Genomic DNA, 23461 nt, shown 5'->3' on the forward strand with positions numbered 1-23461 from the left:
ATCACTTCCCTTTGGGCGCTGCCACTGTCAGGCTTTGTCCGCCCAGCGAGCGGGCCTGGGTGCTGCGTTCATACATCGCTTCCGCGTAGGCTGGCGGCACAATGAACCGCCCGCTGTTGCTGGCCTTGATGCGATAGGAAATCTCGCTGAAATCCTGGCTGACCGTGCCATAGAACACCACACGGTCTTCACGCACATCGGCATATTCAATATTCCAGTTCGAGCGCGCGCCGGACAGCCCCGCCAGCGCCACACTGGCGGCCTGAGCGGTGTTGCCGGTGCTGCCGGTGCTCCCCTGCGCCGCCCCCTGATCGGGTTCGGACGGCGTATCCAGCACCGGCTCGAAGCCGCCCGGCAGCAAGTCGACCAGCGCCACGCTCGGCACATAATTGCGGTTGACGGCGCGGAATTTCAGCCGCACTGTCACCTCATCGCCGACCTGCACCGAGGTCACCGGTTTGCCGTCGCTGCCGACATATTCCCGCAACACTTCCATGCCGGCACGCAGTTCGGTTTTCGGCGCCGCCTTGTCGAAGCCGGCTTCGGTCACCGCGTAATAGGTGGTGAGATCCGCATCGTTGCCAAAGCGTAGCTTGGCCGTGCCGGCGGCAAAGGGCACGCGCGGCACCAGGTTATCCGGCAGCTTCAGCGGATTGGCCTTGCCGGCGCCATCGATTTCGGCGATCGACAGCTTGCCCATCGCGTCGGCGCCGACCACATTGGCATAGGCGTCGAACGCCAGGATCAGATAGGCGCTCGACAGGGTATTGAAGTGGCCATCGGCAATCGGCTTGACCAGCGCAACCATGACCGCCGGCGGCAAGGCCTTGACCCGCGCCGGAAAATGCCGCGACAGCAGGTACAAAACCTGGGCATCGTGGATCAGCGGATCATAGAAGCGCTCGTAGGCAAACGGACTGCCGCGTTTGAGCTGGCGTTCGACCAGGCGCGCAACTTGGTGATCAATCAGGCCGCTGGCCATACGCTCCTGCTTTTGCAATTGATACGCCGCGGCCAGGTAGGCGGCGGCCAGGTCGGCTTGCCACTCCTTCGGATAGCGCTTTTCCAGGGATTCGCGTATGCCGGTCAGCAAGGGCGTGGTCACCACCATTTGCCGCGTCAGCAGATAGGCGGCGTAGGCACGCACGCGCAAATCCCACAGCGAGTTGCCGGGACTTGCCGCCAGTTGCTGGGCGTAGTCCAAGCCTTTCTGCAGCATGTCAGGCGGGACGCTCTCGCCGCGGTCGCGCGCTTCCAGCAGCAGGTGCAGCGCATAGATCGACACGAATTCATCGCCCTGCACCGAGGCGGCCCACAAGCCGAAGCCGCCCTCGGCGTTCTGCCGGGTGCGCAAGACGCGCAGCGCCTCTTCCAGCGTGCGCGCCGTCGGCAGCTTCGCCTCAGCCTTGCCGAACTCGGGCCGCTTGGCAAGTATCAACGCCGGCATCGCCTGGCTGACCAGTTGCTCGGTGCAATAGTGGGAAAAATTCGCCAGGTAAGTCGACAAGCCATTGGCCAGTATCAGCGGCAGCGGCGACACACCCGCTTCCAGCTTGCGGTATTCGGCAAACATGTCGCGCGTGGTCGGCACGTCGATCGAACCCTTGAAGCTGCCCATGCTGATCTGCGCGTAGCGCGGCACCGCCGGGCGCACCGAGACATCGGTCGACAGGCGGGCGGACTTGCTGCCCATGCTGGAAGTGAAGCTCAGCGTCGCCGAACCGAGCATGGCCGTGGCGCCATCGACCGCCTTCAGCCGGTAAGTCGTCACGCCTTCGCGCATCTCGCCTATTTTCAGGGTCTGGCTCGCGCTGCCGATGACTTGCAGATGCGGCGAGGTCTTCAAGGCCACCGTCACGGCGGCATCCTTGCCGGAATTGGCGACGTTGTTGGCAACGCCGACGCTGACATCGAACTCGTCGCCCGGCGTCACCGCCAGCGGTACATTGGGCGACAAGACGAAATCGCCGCGCACCAGGGTCTTCGCTTCCGCCGTGCCGACGGCGTTTTCGTTGACGGCGACTGCCATCACGCGCATGCTGCCGTTGAAATATTCCGGCACCTGGTAGCTGAATTCCTTCTCGCCATTGACATCGACGATGCCGGACCAGTACACTGCCGGCTTGTCGCGCTTGCGCTTGAATGGATTCAGGTGCTTGCCGAGCGCCCCTTCGGCATCGCCGCCGGGCGCGCTGGCCGCCATCAGTTTCTTGAACTCCGGCAGGATCAGATCGAGAATTTGCGACGTCCGCACTTCCAGCATGCGCTTCTGGAAGAACATGCTCAAGGGGTCGGCCATCTGGTAGCGCGCCACTTGCAGGATGCCTTCATCCACTGCAAACACTACCACCCGGGTCGGCTGTGCTGCGGCCAGTTTCATCTTCAGCGCCTGGCCAGGCTTGACAAGATCGGGCGTCGTCAAGCTCAGCTTGTTGGTGCGCGCCGCCAGGCTGGTGGCAAACGGCGCCACGCCATAGCTGAGCGGGCTCATGAAGATTTCGTCGGAGGCCGGATCGCGGATGAATTGCACGCTGATGTAGCCATTGCCTTCGAAATCCCTGGGCAGCCTGATCTTCTGCACCGAAGCCAGGGTATCTGCCTTGAACCACTGGTGCGCGAAGACCTTGTCGCGTTCGATGGTGATCAGGCCGGCGCCGGCATACGGCGCCTTGATGCTGATCTCGATCTCGTCGCCCGGCGCGTAGTCTTTCCGGTTCAGGGTCAGTTGCAGTTCGGCGTTGCGCTCCAGGCTGCGCGTGACATTGCCTTTGCCGGCAACCGCGTACTCGATGCGGTTGAATTCCAGTCCTTGCGCATCGCGTATCACGTAGGCGAAATTGCCAGGCGTATCGGTTTCCAGTTGCAGCTTGTACCCCGCGGCGGGAATCGCCAGCGGCGACGTCTTCAGCAGGATTTCCTTCTTGCGCGATTCGTACTTGTAGGTGCCGTTTTCCTGCCTGGTCAGCACCGAAACATACCTGCGTTCGAGCAGTTGCAGGGTCAGCCCGGCGACCGCGCTTGCCTGCGCCTTGGGATTGATACCGATGATCGACACGCTGCGCCTGGACGCGCGCGAGACGAAATCGAGCGCGCCATCGGCCTTGAAGCCGACCAGATGCGGCAATTCGGACACCAGCACCGCGGCCTCGGCCGCAACACCGCGCCCGCCTTGCGCCTCGAATACGCGCGCGAGAAAATGCAGGCGGTAGGTGGCCTTGGCGTATTTTTCCAGGCCGAGTTTGAATTCGGCATCGCCCTTGTCGTTGGTAGTCTGCTCGCCGGGCTTTTCGGTATAGCCTTCCTTTGCCCGCTGCGGGTCGTAGAACTTGTAATCCGGGTAGGCCCGGAACGCCGGAAAGGCCGGACTGAGCCGGATCTCCGCTGTCACCCGGCGGTTTTCCGCCGGCGTGCCGAACAGATTCTGGGCATTGACCAGCGCTTTCAATTCCTGCGGATGGACCCAGCCCTCGGTGGCGTCGGCGGAGAAACGCGCCGTCACCTTCATGCGGTCGGGCTGGAATTCCTGCACCTTGACGCTGGTCGAACCGATCTGCGCGCCGGCCCGGCCATCCTTCACCAGATACAGGTTGATGTTGTAAGTGCCGGTCGGCGAACTTTCCTGGGTCGCATAGGACACTTCCATGAAACCGCCCGGCGCCAGCCGGGTTTTTTCGCGCTTGACCGTCAGGCCGCGCGCATCCAGCACTTCCACTTCCAGCGGCAAGCCGGCGATGCTGGTGGCCCAGTTGGCCGGCTTGACGACCATGCCGATGTTGAAGGTGTCGCCCGGCCGGTAAATGCCGCGGTCGCTGAACAGATAGGCCGACAGTTGGTCAGCCACCGCCGCATTCTTGGCGCCGCCGACATCGAAACGCGACATGTCGAGACCGCGATCCGATTTATTCAAGGGCATGAAGCTCAGGTCGCCGCCCTTCTTCACGAGAATCATCAAGGGCGTGCGCTCCCGAGACAGACCGCTGATCCCGGCAAAATGGGCGCGGCCACTGGCGTCGGTGGCTTGCGAAAACAGCGTCAAGCCATTCTTGCCGATGATCTCGACGGTGGCACCATCCACGGGCTTGCCGGTATGGATCGATTGCACGAAGATATCCTGCGAACCGTCCATCGATTTCTTGACCAGGATGCCGAGATCGGTCACCAGCACCAGGCGCTTGTCGGCCATGCTGTGCGGATCGACCTGGCCGTCGCCGTCGTTGCAGCCTTCGCCGCACTCCCTTTCTTCGCTACCCGCTTCTGCTTCGACAGGCGCTTCGCCTGGCTGGCGCGCCGACTTTTCCTTGAGTCGCGCCTCCTTCGCTTCCTGCTTCGGATCGTATCCGCTGACGCTCAACAGGAACACACCGCGCCGTTCGGCGCCATCGCCTTTCAGGTATTCACCGAGATCGACGGCTTCGTAGTGGGCGCGGCCCGGCTGCAAATCCGGCAGCGGCAGCTTGCGTTCGAATCGCTCGATCAGGTTTTCCGGCCCGAAGCGTTCATAGAAGGATGGATTGGCGAACTCGCCGCCCGACTGCGACACCAGGTGCTGCAACTGTCCTGGCAGCACGCGGCCGATCTCGATCTTCATGCCCGGCAGGTCGCGCGCCAGCACCGCGACTTTCTTTTCGCCGCTCACGGCAAGCAATGCGCCCTGGCTGAGAATCTTGAGTTCGGACGGGAATTTCGGCACTTGCACGACGCTGACCTGGCTCTTGCCGAGGATGTAGCCGCCGAAGGAGCGCAGGCCCTTCTCGACTTGCACGAACAGGAACGCGCCGACATCGGCCTGGTACTTGAAGCTGTGGGTCTGGGTGTACTCATGCTCGGCGGGAATCGCCTCCAGTACCTGGCGCGTGGCCAGTTTCAAGATGGCCGGCGTGACTTCACTCTCGCTCCAGGCATGCGGAGCATCCTCGTCGCGCTCTTCCGCTTTGGTATTCGGATGGAATTTCGGCAGCACCCATACCGACAAGGCCTTTTGCATTTCCGCTTCATGTACGGTCGCCGAGGTTTCCAGCAGCAGCACCTGTTCCGGCTCGTTGCGGTCGTTGTTGGCCACTTGCGGCGTCACCTGATTGACGGCCAGGCTGTGCAGGCCCGGCACCCGTACTGCACCGGTCAACTCGCTCTCCAGCGCATTGCCGCCGCGCGCCGATGTCAGTCCTTTCGCCAGCGTGAAATGCAGGCTCGTGCTGTCCTTCGGGATCGGTAGCGGCGCCGAGCGGATATAGGCATTGAGCTTCAGCTTGTCGTAGCTGATGGTGAATTTCGTGGTTTCCTTGCCGATGCCGAGTACACCGCCGGATTGCTCCGCAAGCTTGAGTTCGATGCGCGGTTCAAGCTCGGCCGGATTGACCGGATGGGAGAAACCCAGCTGGAAGATGCCCTGCTTGAGCGCCGGGTTGAGCGGATCCTGGTAAAACTCGGCGCTGGCGACTTTGGCGGTGAAAGCCGCGGTGCGGAAGGTGGTGTCGTATTGCGCCAGCCGCACTGCGGGGTTGAACAGGGACCGCGCGAATTCCAGCTTGTATTCGGCGCCGACGGCCCAGTCGTCTTTCGGCGTCAGTGACAGAGTCTTGTCGTCATCCCAGTGCCAGGTGCCGGCGAGCGCCGGACTGACCGTGATGCCGGCGCTGACATCCTTGCCCACGCCCGCCAGCGGCGCCACGGAATGGTCGAACGTGATTACCAGAGGCTTGGGTTTACGGGCGGCTTCCTCTTCCGCCTCGATTTCGGTGCGTGCCGGTTCGGCGGCCTCGAACGTCACTTCCACCGGCTTGGGCTGCGCCTGCCACCATTGGTAGCCGTACCACCCGGCGCCGCCCAGTATGGCGAGAATGGCGAGCAGCGCCAAGGATTTGCGCGGATGGGCCTTGATCCGGCTGCCGAGGCCATTCGCCGCAAAGCCGCATTTGTCGGCGGTCCAGCGCATCCATGCCGGCGCCTGCCAGTGGAATCGGCCGAACAGGCCCGTCGCCAGCCATTTGAACGGCCGCCATACCAGGCGCCACAACAGGTTCCACAACCCGCCGATCAGGGCACCGAGCTTCCTGAAGACAGAAATGACGGCGTTTTGCGCGACTGGTTCCTGCCCGGCACCGGTATTGCCCATGGCTGCTCCATTATTTGTATTTTTAACAAAATTCTTGGAAGCTTAACTTATTGACGGGAAATATTTGGTGGTTTTTTGAGACGGGCGATGCAATTTTTTTCATGGCCCGCCAGTTTCAGAGATTCAGGCGTATCCATTGCGCCAGGCGCGCCTCGTCCAGCGCCCCGGCAGCGGCGGCCTGGATCATTTGCGCAGCGTCCAGCGGCGCGGCGCCCAGTTGCCAGCCATTCACGTACAGGAACAAGCCCATGGCCAGCAAGGCGGCGCGCTCGTTACCGTCATTGAAGGGCGCATGCCGCAGGATGCCTGTCGCATAGCAGGCGGCCAGGTCGGCCACATCCATTTCGCCGCTAGCCTGAGCGCCAGCGGTGCCGCCCATGCCATCCATGCCATCCATGCCGTCCATGTCCCTTTCGGCCGCCATCAGCATGGGCCAGCACAAGGCGGCATCCAGCATCTGGCCGTCGCGAACGCCGGCAGTGCCGCCATAAGCCTTCAGCGCTTCATGGTGCAGCAGGACCAGCACTGCGGGATCGATCGAATGGCAATTCATCTGGCGAGCGCCCGGAATGCCGCGTGAAAGTCGCGCATGAATTCATGCCCGGCGTGCAATTGCTCAACCGTTGCGGGATCGGCGGAAAACAGCCCCGGTCCTTCCAGCGACGCCGCCAGTTCGGCGCCGCCCGGCCCACAGGACAGATACACCGTATCGCCTTCCTGCAGAGCGTACTGGCCGAGGACGTCCGGCGGCAGGACGATGGCCAGCTGCGAGCCGATTCGCGTAAGCCTGAGCGCGTGCATGTGCCCTCCCCCGATATAGACAATAGACAAGGCAATCCTAACCAAGAAGTCGGCAATTGCATAGCCCATAAAAAAACCCGCCGCGATCGACCAGTGACCGGGCGGGCTGACAGTAAGGTCAGTCAGTGGCGTGACTTATGCCATTGCTTCGTACAGCGGCAAGGTCAGGAATTCCGGATATTCCGGCGTCAGCGACATGCGGTCGAAGATTTCCGCAGCCTGGTCGTAGGTCGCGGTGTTTTCGCCTTGTCCCGTGACAGTCGCTTTCACCTTGGCCAGCTCTTCGGCGATCATCACGCGCACCATTTCGACCGTGACCTTGCGGCCGTCGTCGAGAATGCCCTTCGGCGACACCACCCATTGCCACACTTGCGAGCGGCTGATTTCAGCGGTGGCGGCATCTTCCATCAGGTTATGGATGGGCACGCAACCATTGCCGGCCAGCCAGCTGCCGAGGTAATGGATGCCGACATTGATATTGTTGCGCAAGCCGGCTTCGGTAATCGGCTGTTCCGGCTGGAAGTTGAGGAAGTCCTTGGCGCCGAAGTTTTCATCGCGCTGTTTTTCCCACTGGTTCGGACGGTCGCCCAGCACTTTCTGGAACTCTTCGGCAGCGATGGAGACGAGGCCCGGGTGTGCCACCCAGCCGCCGTCGAAGCCATCGTTGGCGTCGCGGGTCTTGTCGTGACGGATGCCGGCCAGCGCCTTCTCATTGGCGACCGGGTCGTTCTTGATCGGGATCAGGGCCGACATGCCGCCCATGGCCGGCGCGCCGCGCTTGTGGCAAGCCTTGACCAGCGCCAGCGCGTAGGAACGCATGAACGGCACTTCCATGGTAATGGCGCCGCGCTGGGCTAGGCAGAAGTCCTTGTTCTTCTTGAACTTCTTGATGCAGCTGAAGATATAGTCCCAACGGCCGGCGTTCAGGCCGGAAGAATGGTTGCGCAGTTCGTACAGGATTTCTTCCATCTCGAAGGTGGCGAGAATGGTTTCGACCAGCACGGTCGCCTTGATGGTGCCTTGCGGCAGACCGATGTGGTCTTGCGCCATCACGAAGATATCGTTCCACAGGCGCGCTTCCAGATGGCTTTCCATCTTCGGCAGGTAGTAGAACGGGCCGGCGCCGCGAGCGACCTGTTCCTTGGCGTTGTGGAAGAACACCAGGGCGAAGTCGAAGATGCCGCCGGCAACGCGCTGACCATCGACGGTCACATGCTTTTCATCGAGGTGCCAGCCGCGCGGACGGATCTGCAGGGTGGCGACCTTGTCGTTGAGCTTGTATTCCTTGCCGGCTTCGTTCTTGAAGGAGAGTTCGCGGCGAATCGCCTGGTACAGGTTGACCTGGCCCTGGATCTGGTTGTGCCAGTTCGGCGAGTTCGAATCCTCGAAGTCAGTCATGTAGGAATCAGCGCCGGAATTGAAGGCGTTGATGATCATCTTGGCTTCCACCGGACCGGTGATTTCGGTGCGGCGGCGCTCCAGTGCCTTGGGCAGCGGCGCGATCTTCCAGTCGCCTTCGCGGATGGCCTTGGTTTCCGGCAGGAAGTCGGGCATTTCGCCGGCATCGATGCGGGCCTGGCGGGCGACACGTGCGGCCAGCAATTCCTGGCGGCGGCCTTCGAAGGCGCGATGCAGCTTGGTGACCAGGGCCAGGGCTTCGGGTGTCAGGATGCTTTCGTAAGCGGGTTTGATGTCGCCGGTAATTTGCATGCCAGCCGGGAGTTTCAGTGCCATCTAGTTCTCCTGAAAAGTGCGTTGGTACGACTTGTTTTTAATACGTCTTGAAGAAATAAAATCCGGTCAGACAAAAACCGACCGCGATGATGAAGCGGCGCAGCCATTGCGCCGGAATTCTACGCGCGAAGCGCGCGCCAAGATAACCACCCAGGATCGCCGTGGCGGCCATCAACAAGGTATAGGGCCAATCGACCGCACCGGCGATGACGAAGGTCAGTACCGTCACGCTGTAAATGACGGCGGACAGCAGGTTCTTGATGGCATTGATTTCATGCACATCGTCATGCCCGGCGATCGCCAGGCTGGCCAGCATCAGGATGCCCATGCCGGCGCCGAAAAAACCGCCATACACCGACACCACGGCATGTCCGCCCAGGGCGCCGACGCTGTTGCGCGGCTGCCCCGCCTGGGCACCGCGTAGCCAGCCGGAAATTTTGCCGGAAAAGGCGAACAGCAAGGTAGCAAACAGCAACAGCCAGGGGATCAGCCTAGAAAAGGTGGCATCCTGGATGTTCAGCAAGAGCAGGCCGCCCGCGGCGCCGCCGATCAGCGATACGATCCCCAGCGGAATCAGATAGCGCTTGTAGCGCGCCAGCTCTTCCCGGTAGGCCCAGGCGCCCGAGAGGCTGGCCGGCCACAGCGCCACCGAATTGCTGGCGTTCGCCACCACCGGCGGCACGCCCACCGCCAGCAAGGCCGGGAAAGAAAAGAAGGTGCCGCCGCCGGCGACGGAATTCATCGCGCCGGCGCAGAATGCCGCGAGTCCCACCAGAGTGATTTGCCAGAGTTCCATGTGCCGAATGCTTGCGTTTCCGATGGCTTCCAGTATATTCACTATTTATACATATAAACATGCATAATAATCACTTTATCTTTGCGTTTAAGTTAAAGATGGTTTTTCCGTAATCTGTCACAGCCAATGGACCATTTCAAGCAGATTTCCACCTTTGTCGAAGTAATTGCCAGGGGCAGCCTGTCCGCTGCCGCGCGTACCGAGGGCATTGCGCCGGCGATGGTCAGCCGCCGCCTGGATGCCCTGGAAGAACGGCTCGGCGTCAAATTGCTGCAACGCTCGACGCGACAGCTGGCACTGACCGACGAAGGCACGGCGTTCCTGGAGGATTGCCAGCGTATCCTGGCCGACCTGGAAAACGCCGAAGCTGCCGTGTCCGAGCGCAGCGCCCGCGCCAGCGGCCATTTGACGATATCGGCGCCGGCCGGCTTCGGCCGCTGGCACGTCGCCCCGCTGGTGCCGTCCTTCCTCGCCGAACACCGCGACGTGACGATCACGCTGAGCCTGAGCGATCGCGTGGTTGACCTGATCGGCGAAGGGATCGATGTGGCGATCCGCATCGCTGCCATGAATGATTCCAGCCTGGTCGGCGTCAAGCTGGCCGACAATCAGCGTGTGGTCGTAGCTGCGCCCGACTACATCAGGCGCCATGGCGCGCCGCAATCCCTGGCGGAGCTGGCGCGGCACAACTGTCTGGCGATCAGCAGCGACGGCAGCCAGCGCGGCTGGACCTTTCGCCAGAACGGCAAGAACGTGATTTTGAAAGTTGCCGGCAACATGGAATGCAACGATGGCGAAGTACTGCACCATTGGGCGCTGGCCGGCAAGGGCCTGGCCTGGCGCTCGATGTGGGAAGTCGGCAGCGAAATTGCCTCCGGCCAACTAGTCACCGTGCTGGATGACCATGCCGCGCCCGGCAACGATATCCATGCGGTGTTCGCCCAGCGCCGCCATTTGCCCTTGCGCATCCGAGTGTTCGTCGACTTCCTGCGGCGGGCGTATGCCGCGCCGGAATACTGGCGCAAGCCCTGACGCCCTGATCCGGCGCACGGCATAAAAAAATCCCCGGCGTACCGGGGATTTTTTGTCCTGCCTGAAACAGCTTAAGCAGCTTGGATGTTCGAAGCTTGCTTGCCTTTCGGGCCGGTGGTGACTTCGAAAGTCACGCGCTGGTTTTCTTTCAGGGTCTTGAAGCCATTGCCCTGAATTGCGGAGAAGTGTGCGAACAGATCTTCGCCGCCTTCGTCCGGGGTGATAAAGCCAAAACCCTTAGCGTCATTGAACCACTTAACAATACCAGTTGCCATTTCATTTCCTTTTTTACAATTAAATTGGGCGTGAGCCCGGTTGTCATCGTTTGAAGCAAGAAGGAATGACAGACTGATACTGCACCACTAACTCGAATCGCAACGACCGGCGCATTATACTCAAAAAACATCCATCGAATCCGGGTTTGTTTCAAACGTGTTGCGTCCGGCCGATTTTGCCCGGTAAAGAGCCTCATCGGCACGGCCCAGCAATGCTGCTGCATCCTCCTCCTCCTGCTGCCTGACGGCCACCCCGATGCTGGTGGTAACCCTACGCTGGCGGCCACAGACATCAAACGGCCGCTCCATGGCGACGATGATTTTTTGCGCCACCGCCTGCGCTTCTTCCGCTGCGCCAAGGCCTTCGAGGACAATCACGAATTCATCGCCCGCCAGGCGCGCCACCGTATCGGTGTCGCGCACGCAGGCCTGCAGGCGCTCGGCGAATTCGCGCAAGACATCGTCGCCGCCCTGGTGGCCGCAGCTATCGTTGATTTCCTTGAAGTGGTCGATATCGAGGAACAGCAGCGCCATCAGCGTGCCGTAGCGGCGGCTGTAGCGTACGGCATCGGCGCAGCGCTCCTCGAACTGGATACGGTTGGCAATGCCGGTCAGCGCATCGACCCGCACCAGCTGGCGCAATTGCGTCTCGACCTGCTTGAGCGCGGTGATGTCTTCGACCAGGCCGAAATAACCGGCAACGGCGCCGTGCGGGTCGGTGTCGGGAATATAGCTGACCCGCTCGTAGCGCACACCGTCGTCGCAGCGGACGGTACGCTCGAACAACATGGGCGTACCAGACAATGCCTGACGAACATAGTCTCTGCTCTGGGCATAGACTTCCGGCCCCAGGACCTCACTGACCAGCATGCCCACCAGCTCTTCGTGCAGAATGCCGTAGGATTCTTCGTAACGCCGGTTGGCAAAGGCGACCCGCTCGTCGACAGTGACATAGGCCACCAGCGCCGGGATATTGTCGGTGATCAGGCGCAGGCGCTGCTCGCTCTTGATCAGCGCGAGCTCATTGGCACGGCGCTCGGTAATGTCTTCCACACTGCCGACATAGCCGACGGCCTTGCCAGCCAACAGCACCGGTACCACTTTCAGCGCAACCCACAGAAAATCATCCTCAGCGCACCGCAGCCGACAGATGCCGGTATAGGGAGGATCCTGCTGCGCATTCCAGCTGGCCAGCGCTGCCAGCAGACGCGCGCGATCCTGCGGGTGCAGGCAGCGCCGCCAGGCCTTGCTGCGCAGGGCGGACAAGGGAAGCCCGACCATGCGTTCCATGGTGCGGTTGGCATAGCTGCAATCGCCGTCCAGACTGGTATAGATCAGTCCCAGCGGAGAGGCATCGTTGACGGCTTGCAATTGCGCCTGCCTGGTGCGCGGCCCCGCCTTGCTGCGCAAGGCAGCCGGCAACAGGCCGAACAAAAATGCAAAAATACCAACAAGGCTGACGGCCATGGACTTCAAGCTGAGTACAGATAGCAAGTTGAAGCGGCCATCGATATGCATAAAGCCCAAACCTGATAAATTCCAAATTACGGCTATACACGTCGCTCTCGTCAGACTGTAAAAACCAAATCTTGTCGATGAAAGGCAATGCACTTGCCGCGCCGGATAATAAAAAGTACAAAGGAATTTGCTTGCCTGAATACAACAAACAAGTCGATTCCATCTACTGCGAAAAGTTCATTATCTGGCAGGAGGGAATGTTTGATATGCGGATTATCAATACCCGAGATTGCGGTAGGGTGATGTGTTACGCTTAACAAGATATTGATTTGTCTCAAAATATGCGACAAAACTCCCTGCAATTCCTTAAAACCGCTCGACCAAAATTGGGCAGATCACTGTTGCGCACGTTCGAGAAACGCCATGTTACCCATCAGTAAATTTACCGCCGTGACCGCTGCCTCCTACTTGCTGGCGGCGCTGGCGCTGTGGGGAGTGATGCATTTTGGTTTGCTGGCATCGCTGTTTGCCGGCTTGCTGGTTTTTGCGCTGGTGCATTTACTGGCGCCTTTGCTGGCCAAAAAGTTCAGCAGTGCGCGCGCCCGCCTGTTGGCGGTGGCGGCCTTGTCCGTCGTGACGGTGAGCCTGCTGACCCTGGCGATCTGGGGCACGGCAGCGTTTTTCAACAGCGACGCCGGCAGCGTCGAGACCCTGCTGCAAAAGATGGCGGACATCCTTGAAGCTTCGCGCAACCAGATCCCGCCCTGGCTGGCCGGGCACTTGCCAGACAATGTCCATGCGTTGCGTGAAATGCTGACCGCCTGGTTGCGCCAGCACGCCACCGAAGCCCGCCTGGCGGGCCAGGAAGCCGGCCGTACTGCTGCCCATGTCCTGCTCGGCATGATCATCGGCGCCATGGTGGCCCTGCACGACAGCACCGAAGCGCACGCCTCGCGCCCGCTGGCGCTGGCCCTGCGCGAGCGGGCGCTGGCCTTGAGCGCCGCCTTCCGGCAAATCGTCTTCGCCCAGGTGCGTATTGCCGCCATCAATGCGTTGCTGACGGCCGCCTATATTTTCATTGTACTGCCGCTGGCCGGCGTGCACCTGCCGCTGGCCAAGAGCATCGTCGCCATCACCTTCTTCGCCGGCCTCTTGCCGGTGGTGGGCAACCTGGTATCCAACACCGTGCTGGTGATCGCCGGGCTATCGCATTCGCTGCAAATCGCCGTCGGCTCGCTGCTGTTCATGGTGGTGCTCCACAAGCTGGAATATTTCCTGAATGCGAAAATCATCGGTCAGCAAATCAAGGCGCGCCCATGGGAATTACTGATCGCCATGCTGGTCATGGAAGCGATATTCGGCTTGCCCGGGGTGGTTGCCGGGCCAGTGTATTACGCCTACCTGAAGCAGGAGCTGGTGGCGCGCGGGTTGATTTGAGCCAATAAAAAAATGGGTCGACGCTTGCCGCGTCAACCCACCAAATTACCACTTTACTCCCCAGGAGACCAAACTACCTTGCAATATCAAGCGGCGACGATCTGCTCCAGATCGATGCCTAGTTGTTTGAGACGGTACTCCAGCGCATCGGCGGTGACGCCGAAATGGCTGGCCATGCCACTGAATGCCAGGCCCTTCCTTGCCAGCTGGCGCACGGCCAGATCCGGCATCAGCAGCGAAGCCGCGAACGCATCGGCAAAGACTTCCAGTGCGCCATCGTCAATGCCGCCCTGACGCAGGCGGAATTCCACGTATTTGTAGCATTCGGCATGCCGGTTCATCTGGCCGGCATAATAGCCAAGCTTTTGCGCGCAATTGAAGCGCTTGCGATCGGCGCTGTCACACTGGTTCAGCATGACCACCGGCGCCTTGCCGGCATCCTTGATCAAGCCACCGAGGATGTTTTCCGGCAGCTCCGCTTCGAGCACGGCGATGCCCATCTGGGTGGCAATCGCGGTCGGATCGACCGGAAAGCCGCGACCGCGCCAGACCGAATCGAGGATCTGGTAAGCAGATTTTTTTGCATCCAGATGGATAGAAGCATGATTCATGGGCTTTTTCTCCTGCGGGGAATGGCTTGGTGGCAACGGCGAAAGAATGATAATTTGTTTCTCTGTATCAACATACTAGGAACTTTATTTCCACATGTCAACATTCATTTGTATATTGTTTGCACACTGCGACCAATGGGTTTTGCCCGTAAAATGGCCATGAAAACAAGTCATTCGATGCCATTCGGTGCGTATTTCGCCCCCCTCATCGCCTGATGCGCTGGCCTTGGCATGAACATCCTGGAAACTTGGCCGCTGATTTTGCTGTCTATTAAGCACGCTGCCGGTTGCGCGGCGGTTCTCTGGCTGACGGGCTCCGTCCTGTCACAGCAACCCACCTACTTAAAATAAAGGAATCCTCCATGAAAAAACTGACGCTCATCGCAGTCGCGGTCGCCATCGCTGTTTCCGGCTGCGCCGACATGTCACCGACCCAGCGCGGCACCGCCCAGGGGGCCGGCCTCGGCGCTCTGGGCGGTGCCGTCATCGGCGCGATGGCCGGCGACAGGAAGGATGCCGCTACTGGTGCGGTCATTGGCGCCGCCGCTGGCGCCATCGCCGGCAATGTCTGGTCCAAGCGCATGGAATCGCAGAAGCGTGCCATGGAAGAAGCCACCCAGGGCACCGGCGTGCAGGTCACCCAGACCGCCGACAACCGCCTGAAGCTGGAAATCCCGAGCGATATCTCCTTCGACACCAACCGCGCCGACATCAAGCCCAACTTCCGCCCCGTGCTCGACCGCTTCGCCACCAGCCTGAACGAAAATCCCGTCACCAACGTCACCATCATCGGCCATACCGACAGTACCGGCAGCGATGCCATCAACGATCCGCTGTCGCGCAACCGCGCCGCCAACGCGCGCGACTACCTGAGTGCGCGTGGCGTGTCGTCGGCGCGCTTCACGGTGGAAGGCCGCGGCTCCCGGCAACCGGTCGCGGACAACGCCACCGTGGCGGGACGGGCGCAAAACCGGCGTGTGGAAATTTTCGTGGCGGAGCCGGCGCCGCAGACACAAGCACCGGCAAGATAAGCCCGCCACCGGCCAAACCGCCGGCGACCTGGCCGGCGGCCGCATCCAGGCATGCCGGCCCACATCCAGGTCAGCCTTGGCTACCTAGCCGGCCAGGGCTTGCCACGGCTGGCTCTGGCGCCAGGCCCGCCGCCATTCGGACGGCAGCACCAGGCACAGGGCGCCGATGTCGGCCACCAGCGCCCCCAGCGCGGCAGGCTTGAGTTCAACGCCGGCGGTCAGGGCCGGCAAACGGGAGGCGATTTCATGGCGCACCAGCGCTTCCAGCCAGTCGCCATGATGCATCCAGACACTGCCGCCGATGACGAAGACCCGGGTGTCGAGCGTGGCCGCAAGGTTGTACAGGGCCTTGCCGAACCAGTGCGCCGCCTGCTCCACCAGGAGCCGTTCGGCCGCGACACCCTGCCGCGCCGCAGCGAAGATGGCGGCGGCACCCTGCCCGCCGCGCAGGCCGAGGTTGCGTCCGGAAACCAGCGCTTCGACATCGCCACGGTTGCCGCAACCGCATAGCGCATCGGATTGTCCGGACAGCAGCATGTGGCCGGCATGACCGGCATTGCCGTGCTTGCCCAGCAGGATATGACCGTCGACGCACAGGCCGAAGCCGATGCCGGTGCTCCAGGTGACGTACACGCAATCGGCTTCCTCCTGCAAGGCGCCGAAGCTGCGCTCGCCGGTCAGGGCGGCGATGCAGTCGTTGCGGATCACCACGTCGGCAAAGCGTTCACGCAATACCGCTTCCAGCGGAATGCGGGTCCAGTCGTTGGGCAGGTCGGCGGCGCCGGAGAGACCGCCGCACAGGTTGGGAGTGACCAGCGCGATACTGCCGCCGGCAGCGACGAAGGGGCCACAGGAACTGACGCCGAGCCGGGCGATGCGGCGTGCGTCGATGCCGGCGTGCGCGCAAGCCTGCTCCAGCAAGGCGATTGCCTGCTCGCCGACTGCCCGTTCGCTGCCACTGCGCGCCGTCGGCGCCACCACCCGCGCCAGCGGACCGGAAACATTTGCCACCGTGGCGGCCAGTTTGGTGCCGCCGATATCGAGTGCGCCGAGATAAATGGGTGCCATGGCGTCAGTATGCCGCATCCCAGTGAATACTCAAGCGCATGGCGCACTGGATCAGCCCAACCATGCTGTACGTCTGTGGAAAATTGCCCCACAGCTCCCCGGTTTCCGGCGCCACGTCTTCCGACAACAGGCCAAGATGGTTGCGGTGCGCCAGCACTTTCTCGAAGAGTTCGCGAGCCCGCTCCTTCTGCCCGATGTGCGCCAGCGCCAGGATCCACCACTCGGTGCAGACCAGGAAAGCCGTCTCGGGCAAGCCAAAATCGTCTTCCTCGTCGTAGCGCAACAGGAAGTCGCCGCGCCGCAGGTGCCGCTCGATCGCCGTCACCGTACCAGCCAGACGGGGATCGTCCGCCGCCAGGAAATTGAATTCCCCCATGAGAAGCAGGCTGGCATCGAGGCGGTCGCCGCCAAAGGTGGACACGAAGCTGTTCATGTCGGCGTTCCATGCCTTGTCGCAAATCTCGCGATGGATGATGCCGGCATGCTCGCGCCAGTACGCGGCGCGCTGCGGCAGGCCCAGATGGCCGGCGATCGAGGCCAGGCGGTCACAAGCGGCCCAGCACATGATGCTGGAAAAGGTGTGCACGCGCTGGGTGCCGCGCAATTCCCAGATGCCGGCGTCGGGCACATTGTAATAGCGGATCGCCTGCTCGCCCAGGCGCTCCATGTCCTGAAAGATCGCCTGGTCGGCCGGGCGCTCCAGGCGGGCGTCGAAAAACGCCTGGCTGCTGGCGAGGATCGCAGCGCCGAAAACGTCGTTCTGCACCTGGCGATAGGCCAGGTTGCCCACCCGCACCGGACCCATGCCGCGATAGCCGGCCAGACCGGGCGCGACGTTTTCCTCCAGGGCGATCTGGCGGCGGATGCCATAGACCGGCTGCAACGGCACGTCACGGGTGTCGGCGATGATGTTGAGGATATAGCCCAGATAGTGTTCCATGGTGCGTGTCACGCCCAGGCGATTGAGCACATGGACGACGAAATAGGCGTCGCGCAGCCAGCAGAAGCGGTAATCCCAGTTGCGCGTACTGTGGGGCGCTTCCGGGATCGAGGTGGTCATGGCGGCGATCACGGCGCCGGTATCCTCGAACACGTTCAGCTTCAGGGTGACGGCTGCGCGGATCACCACATCCTGCCATTCGAACGGAATGGCCAGGCTGCGCACCCAGTCGGCCCAGTAGGCGCGCGTACTTTCGTAGAAGGATCGGCCGACTTCGTGCGGCGAGCCGTTGAGCGTCTCGTCCGGCCCCATCAGCAGGGTGAGGCTGTCGTGCAGGAAGAAAGGACGCTCGTCGATGACCGCCGACACCGAGGCATCGGTGGTCAGGCGCATCGACTGCGCGCCGCCGGAGAAGGAAATATGGTGCGCGCCGCAACGGGTCTCGGCACGGTGCCGGCCATATTCGACGGCAGGGCGAATCTGCAAGGCAATGCGCGGCCGGCCCGCCACCTTGCGGATGATGCGCACCAGCATTGCTGGTGAAAACATGCGCCCGAACATATAAAAGCGCGGCGCGAAGTCGATCACCTCGATCGCATTGCCCTGGCCATCGGCGATTCGCGTCAACAGGATCGCCGTATTGCGCTCGTAGCGCTGCTCGACCGGCTGGCCGCCCTCCAGAAGGACGCCGATCATGCCATCGCGGGGTTCCCGCCCGGCCGGCTGCAGCAAGGCGCAGCACAGCGGATCACTATCGAAATAGGGATAGCACCACCAGACGATGGCGGCGTTCCGGTCGATCAGAGCGCTGGTGCGGCAATTGCCGATCAAGCCCAAATCCAGGTTGCTCATGCAGCTCCTTTTAATTTAGAGGCCATGCGCATGGCCGGGGCCGGCCAGTTGGGCCGCCTTGGCCGTTTCCAGATGGCGCAGCCGGCTGGTCAGTTCATCGAGCAAACGGCCGATATCGGCATGCCGGGCAATACAGAATTCCGCGGCGCTGCCGTCGATGCATTCCACCCGCACCGAGAGCAGCCCGGCGCGGCGCAGTCGAAACACGGCTTCGTCAGTGACATCGTCGCCGACGTAAATGGCGCCGGGTGCGCCGCTTCGACGCAGCAATTCGCGCAGCGCGCTGCCCTTGTCAGCCACGCCCGGCGGCAGCAGGTTGAGGACGCACTTGCCGCCGACCATGCGTGGCGTCGGCGCCAGTTGCGCCGCCAGCGCCGTCAGCCAGGCAAGGCTGGCGGCGTGATCGGGCGCGCCACGGTAATGCAGCGACAGCGAATAGTGCTTGTCTTCGATCAGGATGCCGGTGCCGCGCACCGGCTCTTGCGCCAGCCAGCGTTCCAGCTGCGCGCGCCAGGCCCGGCACAACGCCGCATGGGCGGCCAGCTCGGCTTCGTCGGCCATGCCTTCCAGGCCATGGTTGCCCACCACATAAGGCGGATCGAACCCCAGGCGCGCGCGGATATCGGCCAGGGACCGTCCGCTCAGGATCGCGATCGGCGTCAGCGACGACAGGCTCAGCAGGCGTTGCAGCACGTCTGGCGGCATGCGGGCATGGCCAGGTTCGCTGGTGATCGGCGCCAGGGTGCCGTCGAAATCGAAGGCGCACAGCACGCCGGGCTGCACAATGCTGTCCAGGCGCGCGCGACCGGCGGCGGAAAACAGCGATTGCATCGTCACACCACCCGGCGCAGCGAGGCGCGGCTATGCGAATGGATTTTCGTCATGATGCGCTCGCGCTGGCGCAGGCGTGCGGCGTCCAGCAGCATGCGTCCGGCCCAGCGGTAGACATTGAAATCCTTGACCAGCGAGCGCATGCTGCGCATGCGCTCGCGCTGTTCGATCTCCGGCATGGTCAGCGCCCGGTACAGGGCTTCGGCGCTTTGCTCGATATGGTAGGGGTTGACCATCAGGGCTTCGTGCAATTCCCGCGCGGCGCCGGTGAATTGGGACAGCACCAGCACGCCGCGCTCGTCGTCGCGCGCGGCAATGAATTCCTTGGCCACCAGGTTCATGCCGTCGTGCAGGCTGGTGACCACGCAGACATCGGCAGCGCGGTACAGGCGATTGACCTCTTCGGCATTGTGATGCGCAATCCGCAGGATGATCGGCACATATACGCCGCTGCCGAAGCGCCGGTTGATGCGTTGCGCCAGGCTGCGCACGCGCGCCTCGAAATTCTGGTATTCATCCAGCGAGGAACGGCTCGGCGCGGCGATCTGCAACAGCGTAAACTTGCCGACCAGGGCCGGGTAATCTTCCAGCATGCGCTCGACCGCCTGGAAGCGCTCGATGATGCCCTTGGTATAGTCGAGCCGGTCCACCCCCAGCCCCAGCAGATGGTTTTCCGGCAGCGCCAGTTCCTGGTGCACCGCCTGGCGGCAGGCAGCCACATCCGGCGCGCCCGGCTCCGGCTCCGGCCAGGCGATCGAAATCGGATAGCTTTCCACCTGGGTCAGCTTGCCGCCGTAGGAAATGGTCGACGCCTCGTGCTCGATGCGGGTTTCCAGGTAACGGTCGACGGTTTCAAGGAAATTCTTGCAGTGGAAACTGGTATGGAAGCCAAGGATGGTGCTGCCCAGCAGCCCTTCGAGGATCTCCTCGCGCCATGGGCAGATGCCGAAGGATTCCGGGTTCGGCCAGGGGATGTGCCAGAAGGTGATGATGGTCGCCTTGGGCAAGGCTTCGCGCACCATGCGCGGCAGCAGCGCGAAGTGGTAATCCTGCACCAGCACCACCGGATCGTCGGTACGCGCTTCCTGCACCACCGCATCGGCGAAGCGCTGGTTGACCTCGACGTAACGGTCAAAGTCGGCGGAGCGGAACACCGGGCGCACGTGGGCGATATGGCAAAGCGGCCACAGGCCCTCGTTGGCGAAGCCATAATAGAAGCCCTGCTCTTCCTCCTTGCTCAGCCAGACCCGCCGCAGCGTATAGCTGGGGCGCGCCGGCGGCACCTTGACGCGGTCGTTGCCGTCCACTGCGGCGCGGTCGCCGGAACCGCCGCCGTGGGCGATCCAGGTGCCCGAGCAGGCGCGCATGACCGGCTCGACCGCCGTCACCAGGCCGCTGGCCGGACGGTTGACCTGCAGGCCGGTGGCGGTCTGCACGTGGATGTAAGGCTCGCGGTTGGATACCACCAGCACTTCGTCGCCTGCCAGTTCCTCGCGCAGGATCGTGCGCAACTTGTCCGGCGTCCACTGGCGCGAAGGATCGTCGCGTACGCGGCGGTCCTGGCTGTATTCTTTCAGCAGCGCGCGCAAGTCGCCGGCCAATGGTTGGATACTGGCCGCCACCTCGTGCGGACCATGGCGCGCATGCGGCCGCGTATCCTTGACCAGGACGTCCTTGACCGCGCTGATCACGCCGCGCCAGCTCAGGTGGGCGATGAAGATGGTCAGCAGCGCCATCACCACCGCCAGCATGGCAAACAGCGCCAGCACATACTTGCGCGCATCGGCGCTGCGCCGCTCGATAAAGCTGGTGTCGTGCACCAGGATCAGCTTGCCCTCGTAATGGCCATCCGCCTGCAGCGGGTTTTCGGTGACATGCACCGAGCCTTGCGGCAGCGACACCATACTTTGCCGCAAGGTCTGCTGCCAGCCGGCGTCCATGCACCCGAGCGATTGCGGATAGGTGCGTGTCTTGTACAGCAACTTGGCATTGTCGTCGCAAAAGGCCAGCGCAAACAGGCGATCGTCCTGCACGGCGCGGTCGAACAGTTCGGCGATCTTCTTTTGCGATTTCAGCGGCACGTATTCCTGCAACGGGTCTTGCAAGGCGGCAGCCAGCATTTGCGAGCGCGTATCCAGGTCGCGCACGAACCAGCGCAGGGTGAGCTTATCCACCCAGGGCACGACAGCGTAAGCCAGCAGTACCCAGACCAAGGCCACCGGCAGGATGAATTTCAGGGATAGGCGGAACGAGCCGGATTGCATGATTTACCCTGGTTAATTGAATATCTACATGGTTTGACTTCCCAGGTGCCACGCCAAAGCCAGTGCGTCAGTGAGCAACAGTAAATAAGATAGACAGCGCCAAGGTTTCGTTCATTCCGTGCCAACGTGGTCTTGTTGTCCTGCATCACGCTCCCCGCATTCCTTGCATTGACGCCCTTTTTCTTCTCCAGAAATAAAGCACTTCCAAAATTCCGGGAAGCCCGCTATAATTTCGTCTTCAACGCGGCTGTAGCTCAGCTGGATAGAGTACTTGGCTACGAACCAAGGGGTCGTGGGTTCGATTCCTGCCAGCCGCACCAGTAATACCGAAGGGCTTACGTTCACAAGACGTAAGCCCTTTTCATTTGCAGAATCCCCCCTCATCTTTACGTTCCGCCTTTTATATCCCTTCCCTTTACGCGTTCCCGCCACGTTGCATATTCACCTCGAATTCCCGCCAGCTCTTCACTGAAGCGTTGCCAGTCCGACTATAATCATTGCGTCACAGAAACCACCGCACACATCAATTGCCGATAGGCTGCATGCCCCGCTATCCAACCGTCAATTCACCATTGCCAATTAAATAACCATGCAAAACGCCGCGTTATCCAATATCAATGTCTCCCACAGTCCGGGCAAGTTTTCAATTGTGTTAAGAGTCTATAACCAGGACATTGATGCGGGACGCATGGTCTATATTGGCAACTACATGAATTTCCTGGAGCGGGCGCGCACGGAATGGTTTCATTACCTGGGACTCAACCAGCGCCATGTGGAACGCCACTATCGCGCTTTTTTCGTGGCGCGTGACTTGCACCTGGATTGTTTCAGCCCGGCTTATCTGGATGATGTATTGAAGGTCTCCATCCAGGTCAAATCGCTTGGCCGCACCAAAATGGTCTGGGCACATACCATCGAGCGCGACGGCATTATTGCCAGTGCGGATCTGACCGCTGTGTGGGTGGATTTGAAAACGCTGAAGCCGACTGCCATGCCGGCGGAAGTGCGCGAAAAATTCCTGGCCGAATTCGAGCACAGGGAACGCCCGGCGGAATCAGCCCAGGCCACTGCCTCGACGTAGCCCCCCTCTCCGGCCGAGCCAACGCGTGCGCAAGAAGATACTTACCGATTGGGAATCCCGCTTCCAGGCGATCGTCTCCAACACGCCCGGCCTGGTATTCCAGTGCCTGCTGCGCGGCGATGGCACGCTCGACTTTCCCTATCTGAGCGATGGCTGCCATGCCTTGCTTGGCATCACGCAGCAACAATTGCATGACGCCCCCGCGCGCCTTTCCGAGCTGCTGCTGCCGGAAGACCGCGCCTCGTTCCAGGATGCGATGAAGGCCTCGGCTTCCAGCGGCAAGAGCTGGAACTGGGAAGGCCGCATCCGTGTCGTGCAATGGAATGACATCAAGTGGATCAACCTGCGCTGCACCCCGCGCCTGCCCGTCGGAGCGGAGCCGCAATGGGATGGCATCATGTCCAACATCACAGAAAGCAAGCTGGAACAGGCGGAAATCAAGCGCTCGCGCGCGCAACTGGCGGAACTGTCTGCACACGTGGAAAAGGTCAAGGAAGAAGAGCGCACGCGCATTGCCCGCGAAATTCACGATGACCTCGGCGGCAACCTGACTGCAATCAAGATGGCGCTGGCGCTGCTGGTCAAGCGCCTGCCACCGGAATCCGCCAAGGATCTGAGCGACAAGGCCCATTACGTCGATATCCTGGTCGACCGCACCCTGGAGTCCATCCACCGCATTGCCGGCGATCTGCGGCCTGGCGTGCTCGATTTCGGCATCACTGCCGCCATCGAATGGCAGGCGCGGGAATTTGAAAAACAGACTGGCACCCCCTGCACGCTCAGTGCGGACACGCAGGAAATTGAATTGCCCCAGGAACAAGCTACGGCACTGTTCCGCATCTTCCAGGAAGCGCTGACCAATATCAGCAAGCATGCCGGCGCCAGCCGGGTGAAAGTGAAACTGTTGCGCGCCGAGCAGCATCTCCTGCTAGAAGTGGCCGACAATGGCAAGGGCATTTCCGCCGCCGATCAGGGCAAGCCGCACTCCTTCGGCATCCGCGGCATGACCGAACGGGCGCATGCGTTGGGTGGAGAATTCTGCCTGGACAAGGCCGCGCCGCCCGGCGACGGCTGTGTTGTACGGATCCGAATCCCGCTTGAGCATGCCTTGACGTCTACTGCCAATAGGCAATAATAG

General features: G+C 61.8%; 17 protein-coding genes and 1 tRNA gene. 6 read left to right on the plus strand and 12 right to left on the minus strand.

The features are described from left to right. Position 1: 1 nt before the first annotated feature. The 5 genes from D3878_RS05670 to D3878_RS05690 form a co-directional block, all read right to left on the minus strand. Complete coding sequence (locus D3878_RS05670) at positions 2 to 6112, minus strand: alpha-2-macroglobulin (protein WP_119784581.1); 6111 nt, start codon at positions 6110 to 6112, stop codon at positions 2 to 4. Between the two features lie 115 nt (positions 6113 to 6227). Then, a complete protein-coding gene (locus D3878_RS05675; RefSeq protein WP_119784582.1) occupies positions 6228 to 6665 on the minus strand; it encodes a Fic family protein in 438 nt (145 codons plus the stop codon). Then, positions 6662 to 6913, minus strand: coding sequence for an AbrB/MazE/SpoVT family DNA-binding domain-containing protein (locus D3878_RS05680; protein WP_119784583.1), 252 nt, complete (start codon positions 6911 to 6913; stop codon positions 6662 to 6664). Before D3878_RS05680 ends, D3878_RS05675 begins: the two co-directional genes overlap by 4 nt. A 135-nt stretch (positions 6914 to 7048) precedes the next feature. Next, positions 7049 to 8647, minus strand: a complete 1599-nt coding sequence (aceB, locus tag D3878_RS05685) for a malate synthase A (protein WP_119784584.1) — start codon at positions 8645 to 8647, stop codon at positions 7049 to 7051. A gap of 37 nt (positions 8648 to 8684) precedes the next feature. After that, positions 8685 to 9443, minus strand: a complete 759-nt coding sequence (locus tag D3878_RS05690; RefSeq protein WP_119784585.1) for a sulfite exporter TauE/SafE family protein — start codon at positions 9441 to 9443, stop codon at positions 8685 to 8687. A gap of 126 nt (positions 9444 to 9569) precedes the next feature. Between D3878_RS05690 and D3878_RS05695 the strand changes: the two genes are divergently transcribed. Beyond that, complete coding sequence (locus tag D3878_RS05695) at positions 9570 to 10475, plus strand: LysR family transcriptional regulator (RefSeq protein WP_119784586.1); 906 nt, start codon at positions 9570 to 9572, stop codon at positions 10473 to 10475. A gap of 71 nt (positions 10476 to 10546) precedes the next feature. Here the strand turns inward: D3878_RS05695 and D3878_RS05700 are convergent, their stop codons facing one another. Together D3878_RS05700 and D3878_RS05705 are read right to left on the minus strand one after the other, a co-directional pair. Next, on the minus strand, positions 10547 to 10750 hold the full coding sequence (locus tag D3878_RS05700; RefSeq protein ID WP_119784587.1) for a cold-shock protein: 204 nt from the start codon (positions 10748 to 10750) through the stop codon (positions 10547 to 10549). A 120-nt stretch (positions 10751 to 10870) separates the two neighbouring features. Then, positions 10871 to 12217, minus strand: coding sequence for a GGDEF domain-containing protein (locus tag D3878_RS05705; RefSeq protein WP_158592193.1), 1347 nt, complete (start codon positions 12215 to 12217; stop codon positions 10871 to 10873). Positions 12218 to 12631: 414 nt separating this feature from the next. On the opposite strand from D3878_RS05705, the gene D3878_RS05710 reads away from it, so the two are divergent. Beyond that, positions 12632 to 13645 (plus strand): AI-2E family transporter, encoded by a 1014-nt coding sequence (locus D3878_RS05710; RefSeq protein ID WP_119784589.1) that lies wholly within the window; start codon positions 12632 to 12634, stop codon positions 13643 to 13645. An 86-nt stretch (positions 13646 to 13731) separates the two neighbouring features. Here the strand turns inward: D3878_RS05710 and D3878_RS05715 are convergent, their stop codons facing one another. Next, positions 13732 to 14256 carry an ImmA/IrrE family metallo-endopeptidase gene (locus tag D3878_RS05715; protein WP_119784590.1) on the minus strand — a complete coding sequence of 175 codons (525 nt, stop codon included), beginning with the start codon at positions 14254 to 14256 and terminating at the stop codon, positions 13732 to 13734. A 362-nt stretch (positions 14257 to 14618) separates the two neighbouring features. Between D3878_RS05715 and D3878_RS05720 the strand changes: the two genes are divergently transcribed. Next, a complete protein-coding gene (locus D3878_RS05720) occupies positions 14619 to 15287 on the plus strand; it encodes a YiaD family glycine zipper/OmpA-like lipoprotein (RefSeq protein ID WP_119784591.1) in 669 nt (222 codons plus the stop codon). Between the two features lie 84 nt (positions 15288 to 15371). Here D3878_RS05720 and D3878_RS05725 read toward each other — a convergent pair whose 3' ends face one another. From D3878_RS05725 to D3878_RS05740, 4 genes are read right to left on the minus strand one after another with little or no spacing between them, the layout of a single operon-like run. Continuing rightward, entirely contained in the window at positions 15372 to 16355 is a 984-nt protein-coding gene (locus tag D3878_RS05725) for an ROK family protein (protein WP_233556242.1), read from the minus strand. 4 nt (positions 16356 to 16359) lie between these two features. Further along, positions 16360 to 18147: a glycoside hydrolase family 15 protein gene (locus tag D3878_RS05730; RefSeq protein WP_119784593.1), complete on the minus strand. Its 1788-nt coding sequence runs from the start codon at positions 18145 to 18147 to the stop codon at positions 16360 to 16362. Positions 18148 to 18162: 15 nt separating this feature from the next. Next, positions 18163 to 18978 carry a trehalose-phosphatase gene (otsB, locus tag D3878_RS05735; protein WP_119784594.1) on the minus strand — a complete coding sequence of 272 codons (816 nt, stop codon included), beginning with the start codon at positions 18976 to 18978 and terminating at the stop codon, positions 18163 to 18165. A gap of 2 nt (positions 18979 to 18980) precedes the next feature. After that, on the minus strand, positions 18981 to 21242 hold the full coding sequence (locus D3878_RS05740; protein WP_119784595.1) for an alpha,alpha-trehalose-phosphate synthase (UDP-forming): 2262 nt from the start codon (positions 21240 to 21242) through the stop codon (positions 18981 to 18983). Between the two features lie 243 nt (positions 21243 to 21485). Here D3878_RS05740 and D3878_RS05745 point away from each other — a divergent pair. The 3 genes from D3878_RS05745 to D3878_RS05755 all read left to right on the plus strand — a co-directional run bounded on the left by D3878_RS05745 (position 21486) and on the right by D3878_RS05755 (position 23458). Continuing rightward, positions 21486 to 21562: transfer RNA gene (locus D3878_RS05745), tRNA-Arg, on the plus strand. A gap of 269 nt (positions 21563 to 21831) precedes the next feature. Further along, positions 21832 to 22323, plus strand: coding sequence for a YbgC/FadM family acyl-CoA thioesterase (locus tag D3878_RS05750; protein ID WP_119784596.1), 492 nt, complete (start codon positions 21832 to 21834; stop codon positions 22321 to 22323). 25 nt (positions 22324 to 22348) lie between these two features. Beyond that, positions 22349 to 23458 carry a sensor histidine kinase gene (locus D3878_RS05755; protein ID WP_119784597.1) on the plus strand — a complete coding sequence of 370 codons (1110 nt, stop codon included), beginning with the start codon at positions 22349 to 22351 and terminating at the stop codon, positions 23456 to 23458. The last annotated feature ends 3 nt before the right edge of the window (positions 23459 to 23461 follow it).

The sequence above is a fragment of the Noviherbaspirillum sedimenti genome (genome assembly GCF_003590835.1).
Lineage (GTDB): Bacteria > Pseudomonadota > Gammaproteobacteria > Burkholderiales > Burkholderiaceae_D > Paucimonas > Paucimonas sedimenti.